Raw genomic sequence first — 10,100 nt, forward strand, 5'->3', positions numbered from 1 at the left:
TAAATAAATTAATTAAGTTTCAATTTCTTACTCAAAGCATTACTTATATCTTTTGTACCTTCAGAACCTACTGATGTTAAAAAGAATTTTTTATTTATTAGTTTTTCATCAATAACTTGATTAACTAATTTCAAATCTACTCTATCTATTGAATTATAAATTTCTTTGAATGAAACATACTTTGATAAATATAATTCGCTTCTGGCATTCTTATTCATTATGAATTCGGCATTAAGTTTACTAAATGCCATAGAACTTTTATAACTTTCTTTTGCTTCTTCAAGTTCTTCTTCTGATACTCTATCATTAATAAGTTTTTCTATTTCAGCATATATGCTTTCTATAGTTTCTTCATATCTATCCAAACTTGTAGAACCATGTATTTCAAAACTACCGCCATTGATGAAACTTGAATTATAACTGTATATATTATAACAAAGTCCTTTATTTTCTCTAATAGCCTGAAATAATCTTGAATAAGAACTTCCGCCGAATATATCATTAACTATATTCATAGCATATCTTTCTTTACTATTTGCTGCACTGTATGAAGGAGTAATAAGAGAAAAATATACTTGATGAAGTTCCTGTTTTTCTTTAGTAACTGTTTTATAGTAAAATGGCAAATCCCCATTAACTGTTGGGCTTTTTTTAGGCAATTTGATTTTTTCTAGTCTGTCAACTATTGTTTCTATATCAAAGTTGCCCGCTATAGAAATAATCAAATTATTAGAATTAAAATGCTCTTTAAAATATGAATATAATTTATCTCTATTAATACTTTTTATATTATTAATAGTTCCTCCTATTGGAAAGCTCATAGATGTGCCCTTATAAGCAGCAGCAAAGAATTGATTGGCTGATATTTCCTCCGGAGTATCATTTGACATTTTTAATTCTTCTATGATAACTTTTTTCTCTCTGTTTATATCATCTTCTTTAAAAGCAGAATGAAGCATAACATTTTCTAAAGTATCTATAGCTCTGTCAAAATATTTAGATATTATATTTATATAAAAAGAAGTTAAATGTCTTGAAGTAAAAGCATTAAATATACCGCCTACACCTTCTATTTTTCTAATAATATCCTTAGAAGTCATAGTATCAGTACCTTTAAAAAGCATATGCTCTATAAAATGAGTGTATCCGTTTTCCTCTTTACTCTCATTAGCACTGCCTGTCAAAAAAGTAAAGCCTATAGAAACTGTATCTAATATAGGCATATTCTCTAAGACAACTCTAATTCCATTTTCAAGCGTTAATCTTTTTACCATGTTTTTTCCATAAAATTTTTATATTATTTATTAATTGTATAATTTTCGACAGTATAATTATAAAAATGATATAAGCATAGATATAAGGACTTTACTATTTTTTAGCAAAGTCCTTAATAAAATATATTAGTCGTTTTTATTAAATTCTAAATCTTTTAATTCTCTTAATTTTGGAAGATCATCTAAACTATTGATGCCGAAATGAATTAAGAATTTATCTGTAGTTCCATAAGTTTGTCTCTTATCCAAATAATCCTTTCTTCCTTTCCAAGTAATGAAACCGTCTTCCATCAATGCTCTTAAATGATATCCGCTGTCGCTTTGTCTTATATCATCAATTTCAGCTTTAGTTAAAGGCTGTTTATATGCTATGATAGATAAAGTTTGAAGCATTGCTTTTGAAATTTTTTTCTTACGCTTCTTATCATATATTGCCGATAATGTACCAAACGTAGAAGGTATGATAGTCATGATAATAGAATCGCCTACTTCAAGTATTTCTATAGCACTATTAGCACTTCTATATTTAGCATTGATGCTTTCTATATAGTTTCTTATATCAGAGTTCTCACATTTAAAAAGAGTTCTGAGTCTGCTTATAGGAACGCTGCCTTCAACATAGATGATAGCTTCCATAACTTTTTCTAATTCTTCTCTGTTAGAAAGTATAGAATCGTCTAATTCAAAAGCATTTTTTTCTGATGTTTTGTTTTCAGCCTGAGCCTCCATGCTTACAGCTTCATTGTTTTCTTTTGATTCCGTACTTTCTTCTACTGCAGTAATTTCTTTTGTTTCTTTAATTTCGTCCATAATATTTATATCCTATAAAATGAAAATCCTTTTTTATTTTATATATCGAAATTATAACATAGTTGAAACTTTTTTCAAGAATATGCATATTTATTTAATATGAGTTATGTAAATCTAATTATATTTGGAATTTTTTTATACATTTATTAAATTTATATGCATTATTATATACTAATCTTATATGCTGAAATGTTATTTTACAATTATGATTTATGTATATATAACTTTATTATACCAAAATAATATAATATTTCTTTAAATGTCTGATTTATAGAGTTTTATATCTTCATCATTTATTATGCGTCTGATTATCTCTATATCTGCATCATCAAAGTCATTAGAGAAATATATCGCTTTTATTTTTATATCTCCGTCTAATAAAGCTACGCTGCTTTCTGAATTGAATATTGAAATCAAAGACTCATAATGAATTTCATCTATATCATTTATAAACTTAGCACTTTTACCATAAATATTATTTTGATTATAATTGTTAATATTTATTACTGTGGCATTTTCTGAATAATATTCTACACATATAGTATGATTATCTAAATCAGTTATAGAGTTATCAAATAAAGATAATTTTAACTTCTCTATTACAGGTTTTACAGCTTTTAATTTATTATCATCTATTGATCCGAATAGAAAATCCAAAGAATTAATTGATTGAATCTTATGCTCTAATAATATTTTTAGCGAATCTGTATTATAAACTATACTTTTATATAATTTTGAATTCACATTTGAATTATGAAGTTTATAATGTTCTATACTTTTATTCAAAGATTTCTCAAATAAAGATAAGAAGTCGCTGTACTTTATTATATTGTTTCTTAATAAAGTATAAGATAATAAAAATATATTATAGCTTGCAAACTGTACATTACTTAATTCAAAGTTATCTATATAGCTATTATATGTATTTAAAAGTGATTCATAATCTTTTTTCAAATAATAAATAATAGCCAAATTATTATACAATTTGAAAGATGATTTTTCTCTTTCTATTAATTTATTGTAATATATGCAAGCATTATCATAGTCTTTTAAATGATAGTAGGATAAAGCAAGTATATTATAATCAATTTCTTTATCAGTTTTTTTAGAATACTCAATAACTTTATCATACTGTTTATTAATGAAGCATATATCAATTAATTTGTCATAATATTTAAATGATACATCAGGTTTTATCTCCATAACCTTATCGGCAAAATATAAAGCACTGTCATATTCTTCAAAATCAAAATATATATTAAATAAAGCCTCATAAGCATTTGTATATGAAGGATTAATACTTACTGCCTTATTCAAATAAATTAAAGCCTTTTCTTTTTCACCCAAATAATAATAAGCTAAACCTATACCATTATAGGAATCAGGATTATTTATATTAATATCCAAAGACTTATTGAAATTCTCTACTGCCTTATCATAATAACCCAAATTATAATAAGCCAATGCCAAATTATTATAAGCCTTGTAGTATCTGTCATTAGTTTCTATAGATTTATTGAAATATTCTATAGCCTTGTCATACTCTTCATTAGATGAATAACATATACCTATAAAGTTATAAGCCTTATAAGCATTAGGATTTTTTTCTATAACTTTTTGGAAACATTCTATAGCTTCATAATAATATTTTTTAGAATAGTAGCTTATTCCAAGTTTATTATAATCGGTAAATGCATTCAAATCTAATCTTTTAGCCTTATCAAAATATAAAGCTGATTTATCAAACATCTTTCTATTGAAATAAACTAAAGCTAAATTATTATAGGCATTTGCATATTTAGGATTTATCTCTATAGCCTTATTAAAATATTTTATAGCATTATCATAATCTTTTAAGAAAGAATAAACCGCTCCTAATGTATTAGCCACTTTATATGATTTTGTATTATACTGTAAAAATCTAGCTAAACATTCTATAGCCTTATCATAATTGCCTATTTTGTAATAGCTCATTCCAAGCATATCATAAGCTTTGAAAACCATTTCATCTAAAGACTTTGAATGCTCAAAGAACTCTATTGCCTCATTAAATTTTTTATGCTTATAATAGAATAAAGCCAAATTATTATAAGCCTTATCATATTTAGGATTTATCTCTATAGCCTTATTAAAATATTCTATAGCCTTGGTATAATCTTTTTTTTCAAAATAGCTTATTCCAAGTAAATTATAAGCCTTATAAGAATTCGGAGTAATTTTTAGAGTTTCATTAAAACATTCTATAGCTTTATCATACTGTTTTATAGCATGATAACTTATACCCAATAAATTATATGATTTGAAAGTTTTTATGTCTACTTTTCTAGCTTCTTCAAAATATCTTATAGCGTCTTCATATTCTTTAAGCTCTACGCATAATTGTCCTCTATATAAATTCGCTCTGTAATTTTTAGGGACTTTTTTTAATATTACATCAAGAATTTCTAATGTCTGATCATAATCTTCATTGTTCATACGGATAGAAGCTTCATTTAAAAGATAATCCATTTTTGTATTATACATAAAAACCTCATATACAAATATATAGATATTTTACAATGAATATGTATATTATGTCAACATTAAAATGCAATTTTTTATTTATTAAAATACTCTTTAAGTGACTTATCATCAATATTAATAGCAATAATTTTCTTACTGCTTTTCTCACCCTTTAATATTTCAACATCTCTTTTTTTGATATTAAGCTCATCAGCCAAGAAATCAATTATAGCTTTATTGGCTTTACCGTCTATAGCCTTAGCCATAATACGAATGGAATAGGCCCCATTCTCGAATTTAAAACTGTTGGATTTAGCTCCCGCTGTTACTTTAACTTCTAGGTTCATATATTATAGTTATCATTTTGTTTATTATATTTTTATTAAAACTTATAATATTTCTTTTGTCAATATAACTTATATAAATACAATATAAGAGAAATTATTAATATCATTTATATTGATTATTTATTTCAAAACATAATTTATAATATTTTTGACCTATTTATTAATTTTACATATATTAGTAAAACCAGCAGTAGGAACTCCTAAACCTCTTATAAGCCTAGCCCAATAATTAACCTGTGCCGCAGTGGAAGCTAATATTAATATAGCACGCTCTGAATACTCTTTTTTTACTTCTGTGATTAATTCTTCGGATATTATTACAGGCGTTTTCGTTATAGTTGAAATATATTTTAAAGCAATCTTTTCCTTATTTGACATAGTCGGGCAGGAATCTATATCTTTATTTTGTAAATATTTTATTTCTTCTTCGGTTACATTTTCTTTATCATATTCAAAACTATTCATATCTATACAAAACGGACATGCCACATCTATTGAAATCTGTATCCTTATAAGTTTCAAAAGCCTTTTAGGTACTTCTTTATCATCATGAGTTATGAGTGCCTCCATTACACCCGAACTTATTGCAGTTTTAGGATTCCAAGCCAAAATCTTTGGAAGAAGTAAGTCTTTTTTCACTTTCTTTTTAGCTATCCACATAGGCAGTTTCAAAAAGAATGGTATTTTCTTAGGCGGATTAATGTAAGCTTCTTCTGAACTTTTGAAGTAATTATCTTTAGTACTTTGTATATCAAAATTTATATTGTCCATTATTAAATTATCCATTTTGAATTATTATATTATTATTAATTTTTATTTTTATTAATAAAATTTATATATACTGAAAATTTTTAAGTTTGTCAACTGATAGACTTTATATAAAATTATCTACTTTTTTCTGCACAAAAAAGCAGCTATATCCTCGACAAGCTCGGATACGCTTTGCGAAAACGCAATTGCTAGAACTTTATATTTTAAGAATATGTATTAAATATGTGGTATAAAACCCTAGTTTTAGGTAAAAAATGAAGTTGTTTTGGTTCTTTTATACCAATACCGAAAGGTACCTACTCGGTAAAAGAACTGGGGTGCGGGGCAAAGCCCTGCAGATATCTAAAATTAAAAAAAATTATTTTTAACAAAATATAGTTATTTAGGTATATATTATTAATCATAAAATTATTATTAATAGAATTTATATAAAAAATTTAAAAAATATTATCTTTTATAGAAAGAATTAATGATTATTTTTTCATAGTTATTGTTATAATTATACATGAGTAGTTTAAATTTATCAAATTATATCTTATAATACTACCCTAATTATTTTAAAGTGAGATTATGAATAATATAAGTAAATACTTACAAGAAATTGATGAATATATACAAAATCAAAACTATGATGATGCTTTTAATTTATGCAGCAATATTTTAAATAATATTGACCCTAATAATATAGAAGCTATATTTAAAGCCGGATACTGCTCTTATAAATTAGACCGCTACGATATAGCAATGATGTATTTTTTAAAAGCCATTTCATTAGAAAAATCTAGTGTAAATAAGGCTATGTATAAATATTATATGGGAAGATGTTATGACATATTCGACTCATTAGAAGAATCATTGGAATGTTTTGAAAGTGCATATAAATTAGACAGCACAAATAAATATTATTCTTTATGGTTAGGCATTACCTATGCTAAAATAGGAACTAATGACAAATATTACAGTATAGCATTAAGATATTTATCAAAAGCAGTAGGCATAGAGGATCATTTAGTATATAGATATGTAGGATATTGCTACATTCAATTGAAAAATTATAATGATGCTGTTGAATATTTAAAAAAATCTGTACAATTCAAAGATGATGATTATTTAAGCCGTTATTATTTGGGAAATACATATTTTCTTCTTCAAATATATGATAAGGCATTGGAACATTTAAGTGAATCTGTAAAATTAAAAGATAATGAATTTGATACTTGGTTTACTTTAGGGCTGCTATATAAAGTTATAGATGAGGAAAGTTTATCCGAAGAATGCTTTGAAAAGGCAAGAGAAATAGCTATAAGATATGATAATGATATAGATTATGAATTAGAATGCTTTATAAAATTATCAGAAGTACAAGAACATGAATATTTAAACTATTTATATCTTGGAATATGCTATGCTAAAACAGAAAGCTACAAGAATGCTATACATTATTTATTATCATCTATAGAAATAAATGAAAAAAACAATAATGAAAATAATTATTTGGCATATTATTGGATAGGATATATTAATTACATAGACAGCGAATATGAAGAAGCTATAAAATATTTAGAAAAATCAATAAAACTAAATAATGATGAAGATAATTATTTAATATCATTATGGCTTGGAGATTCTTATTTAAAAATAGGCAATCATAAAAAAGCATTATTTTATTTGAAAAATTCTATGGATCTTAAAGACAATGAATCTGAAACATATAAATTGATGGCTAAACTATATTTAGAGATGGGGCAAAAAGATAAACATCATGAATATATGAATCAGTATAAAATATTATTAAAGCAGGAAAAACAAAAAGAGAAAAATCATAATTTACATCTGAAGAAGATGAAAGAAGATTATAATAACTATTTCAAAACATTCTCATACAAAAATACAGCCTCAGCATCTACTGAAGTTATAAAACCACAAAAAGTAGAAAATAAACAGCATGTAAAAATGATATACAATACTATGTTAGGCTTTTGTGATAATAATACCAAAACTAATAGAAATGATTGTGATTCAAAGAAGAAAGATATTAATAACTTTTTTAATATATTATTCCAAGATATAGAAAAGTCAGATTTATATCATTTATATTCTTCCAATACAGAAAAAAAGCCTTATTTATATTTTGATTCTTTTAATATAGATAATTTCCTATACTATAAAGAGATAGTAAAAAAAGCTATAGAAAAGAATTTGGAAAATAGTAAAGAAATATATTATTGTGATGTTATAGATAATAATGATAAAGAAAATATAAAAAGAATAGTCGATAATATAGAAAATGCTTTTGAATACACTTCTGTTTGTATATTAAATTTAATGAAATCTTATTATAAAAATTATGATATAGAGCTTTATTTTATATTGATGAAATTAATGGAAAATTATTTATAAAATAATATTTAAAATATAAAAGAACTGCAAAAATTATGCAGCCCTTTTATATTTTAAAATAAACCAAATAACTATCTAATAATTATACTGTCGCCTGTACAAAAATCTGAAGACTCTATAGCATCATCATTCTTTACAACTTCTTTTACCTTATTTCCGGAACAATGACAAAAACCTGCTTTTTTTAATCCTAATTTCTTCATATCTGCAATTGTATTTTTTATTCTTTCACCATCAGCCTCTACTAAATGTATTCCGCCGTATATGCTTGTAACATTAGAATTAAAATATTCACCTACAGATTTTACCATATTAACTATTCCGGGGTGAGAACATGCGGTTAATAAACAAAGTTCATTGTCAGTTTTTATAACTAAACAAATTTCATCATTAAAATTATCAACTTTCATATCTTCATTTAAATTTCCGCATACAAAATTTGATGATGCTTCTTCATAAGGAGTAGTCCTTTTAAAACCGCTAAATACATAACAATTATCATCTATCTTGTATACATCTTTACATTCGATATGTTCTATATTATTGTCTAGTAAAAGCTGTTTATTAAAAGGATTACCTATATATGCAAACTTTGAATCATCAGCTCTATATTTAGGCTCAAAGAAACCTTCACCAGTTATAAACTTTTTTATTTTATATTTACTGACAAAATCAGCAAAACCGCCGCTATGATCATAATGACCATGACTGCATACAACTACATCTAAATCATTTAAATCTATATCCATTCTTTGAGCATTATATAAAAATATATCGCTTGATCCAAAATCAAATAATATTTTATTTTTTGGTGTTTTTATAAATAAAGAAAGTCCATGCTCATATTTTAGAGATTTATTAACAGCAGGACTATTTTCCATTAAAACAGTTACAGACACCATACAATAAACTCCTTAATTATTTAAATATTAAAGAAAGTATAAATACTATTATGATAGTTGTCAAACCCTGAACCAATGTAACACCTGTTTGACATTTATAAGCCTGCTGAGGGGTCATATTAGAGAATTGAGAAACTACCCAGAAATAAGAGTCATTAGCATGTGATACTGTCATAGCACCAATAGCCATTATTACTAAAACTTTTTGTATCTCTGAAGTAAATCCTAAAGTACCCATTAAAGGAAGCATCATAGATGAGGTTACTATCATAGAAACAGTTGAAGCCCCCATAGCTGTTTTTAATAACATAGCAATTATAAATGGAAGGAAAACTCCTATATTAAATTGAAGCAAAGAACTGCTTAATATGTCAGCAATAGGCAAAGCTTTTAATATTTCACCAAAAGAACCGCCTGCTCCAGTAATTGCCAATATAGAAGCTGAATTTACTATACCTTCAGATATAATAGATAATATTTCATCTTTATTCACTTTTGTTAGAAGTGTCATAGATAAAAATATTCCAAGCAAAAGTGCTATAATAGGTGTTCCTATAAAAGAGAAGAAAGTTTTTACTGCTCCATCTCCAAAAGGTGCTGAAGGGAAATCAGCTATAGACTTTAAAGCTATTAATACTATAGGAAGAAGTATAGGAGAAAATGAATGTAAAGCTCCAGGAAGTTTACCATATTTATCCATCAAATCATCAACATTATCTTCAGTATTAGCATCTATATATATTTTGCTTGCCACTTTTTTAGCATAGATAATAGAAGCTATTACAGAAGGTATTGATACAAGAAGTCCAACTAAAATAACTAATCCTAAATTAGCACCTAAAGTTCCAGCCATTGCTATAGGGCCAGGTGTAGGAGGAACCAAACAATGTGTAGCATATAATCCTCCGCTTAATGCAGTACCCATAACAGCCAATGATATTTTTGATCTTGAAGCTAATGCCTTTGATATAGGTGATAAAATTACAAATCCTGAATCGCAGAATACCGGTATTCCAGTTATATATACCAAAAATTTTTAACTTTGTCATTTTTTTAGTCAACTTTTTCCCGCCGCACACGCTCTGCGGACTTCG

General features: G+C 25.7%; 8 protein-coding genes. 1 reads left to right on the forward strand and 7 read right to left on the reverse strand.

All coding sequences use genetic code 11. From position 1 onward, the window contains the following. Positions 1 to 8: 8 nt before the first annotated feature. The 5 genes from Q0K52_RS05705 to Q0K52_RS05725 all read right to left on the reverse strand — a co-directional run bounded on the left by Q0K52_RS05705 (position 9) and on the right by Q0K52_RS05725 (position 5,704). Complete coding sequence (locus Q0K52_RS05705; protein ID WP_297297384.1) at positions 9 to 1,274, reverse strand: pitrilysin family protein; 1,266 nt, start codon at positions 1,272 to 1,274, stop codon at positions 9 to 11. 126 nt (positions 1,275 to 1,400) lie between these two features. Next, positions 1,401 to 2,003 (reverse strand): SMC-Scp complex subunit ScpB, encoded by a 603-nt coding sequence (gene scpB, locus Q0K52_RS05710; RefSeq protein ID WP_335759328.1) that lies wholly within the window; start codon positions 2,001 to 2,003, stop codon positions 1,401 to 1,403. 336 nt (positions 2,004 to 2,339) lie between these two features. Further along, positions 2,340 to 4,607 carry a tetratricopeptide repeat protein gene (locus Q0K52_RS05715; RefSeq protein ID WP_297297389.1) on the reverse strand — a complete coding sequence of 756 codons (2,268 nt, stop codon included), beginning with the start codon at positions 4,605 to 4,607 and terminating at the stop codon, positions 2,340 to 2,342. Positions 4,608 to 4,681: 74 nt separating this feature from the next. Then, a complete protein-coding gene (locus Q0K52_RS05720; protein WP_297297391.1) occupies positions 4,682 to 4,933 on the reverse strand; it encodes a DUF167 domain-containing protein in 252 nt (83 codons plus the stop codon). A 153-nt stretch (positions 4,934 to 5,086) separates the two neighbouring features. Continuing rightward, positions 5,087 to 5,704: a carboxymuconolactone decarboxylase family protein gene (locus Q0K52_RS05725; protein ID WP_297297393.1), complete on the reverse strand. Its 618-nt coding sequence runs from the start codon at positions 5,702 to 5,704 to the stop codon at positions 5,087 to 5,089. A 570-nt stretch (positions 5,705 to 6,274) separates the two neighbouring features. Here Q0K52_RS05725 and Q0K52_RS05730 point away from each other — a divergent pair. After that, positions 6,275 to 8,104: a CDC27 family protein gene (locus Q0K52_RS05730; RefSeq protein WP_297297395.1), complete on the forward strand. Its 1,830-nt coding sequence runs from the start codon at positions 6,275 to 6,277 to the stop codon at positions 8,102 to 8,104. A gap of 71 nt (positions 8,105 to 8,175) precedes the next feature. Here the strand turns inward: Q0K52_RS05730 and Q0K52_RS05735 are convergent, their stop codons facing one another. Together Q0K52_RS05735 and Q0K52_RS05740 are read right to left on the reverse strand one after the other, a co-directional pair. After that, complete coding sequence (locus Q0K52_RS05735) at positions 8,176 to 9,006, reverse strand: MBL fold metallo-hydrolase (protein ID WP_297297397.1); 831 nt, start codon at positions 9,004 to 9,006, stop codon at positions 8,176 to 8,178. A 16-nt stretch (positions 9,007 to 9,022) separates the two neighbouring features. Continuing rightward, a complete protein-coding gene (locus Q0K52_RS05740; RefSeq protein ID WP_297297398.1) occupies positions 9,023 to 10,036 on the reverse strand; it encodes a GntP family permease in 1,014 nt (337 codons plus the stop codon). Positions 10,037 to 10,100: the final 64 nt, after the last annotated feature.

It is taken from the genome of uncultured Brachyspira sp., from assembly GCF_944390845.1.
Lineage (GTDB): Bacteria > Spirochaetota > Brachyspiria > Brachyspirales > Brachyspiraceae > Brachyspira > Brachyspira pulli.

Coding starts and splice junctions, on each gene's coding strand:
- Q0K52_RS05730 (WP_297297395.1), top strand. CDS start 6,275: ATGAATAATATAAGTAAATACTTACAAGAAATTGATGAATATATACAA.
- scpB (WP_335759328.1), bottom strand. CDS start 2,003: ATGGAGGCTCAGGCTGAAAACAAAACATCAGAAAAAAATGCTTTTGAA.
- Q0K52_RS05705 (WP_297297384.1), bottom strand. CDS start 1,274: ATGGTAAAAAGATTAACGCTTGAAAATGGAATTAGAGTTGTCTTAGAG.
- Q0K52_RS05720 (WP_297297391.1), bottom strand. CDS start 4,933: ATGAACCTAGAAGTTAAAGTAACAGCGGGAGCTAAATCCAACAGTTTT.
- Q0K52_RS05725 (WP_297297393.1), bottom strand. CDS start 5,704: ATGGACAATATAAATTTTGATATACAAAGTACTAAAGATAATTACTTC.
- Q0K52_RS05735 (WP_297297397.1), bottom strand. CDS start 9,006: ATGGTGTCTGTAACTGTTTTAATGGAAAATAGTCCTGCTGTTAATAAA.
- Q0K52_RS05715 (WP_297297389.1), bottom strand. CDS start 4,607: ATGTATAATACAAAAATGGATTATCTTTTAAATGAAGCTTCTATCCGT.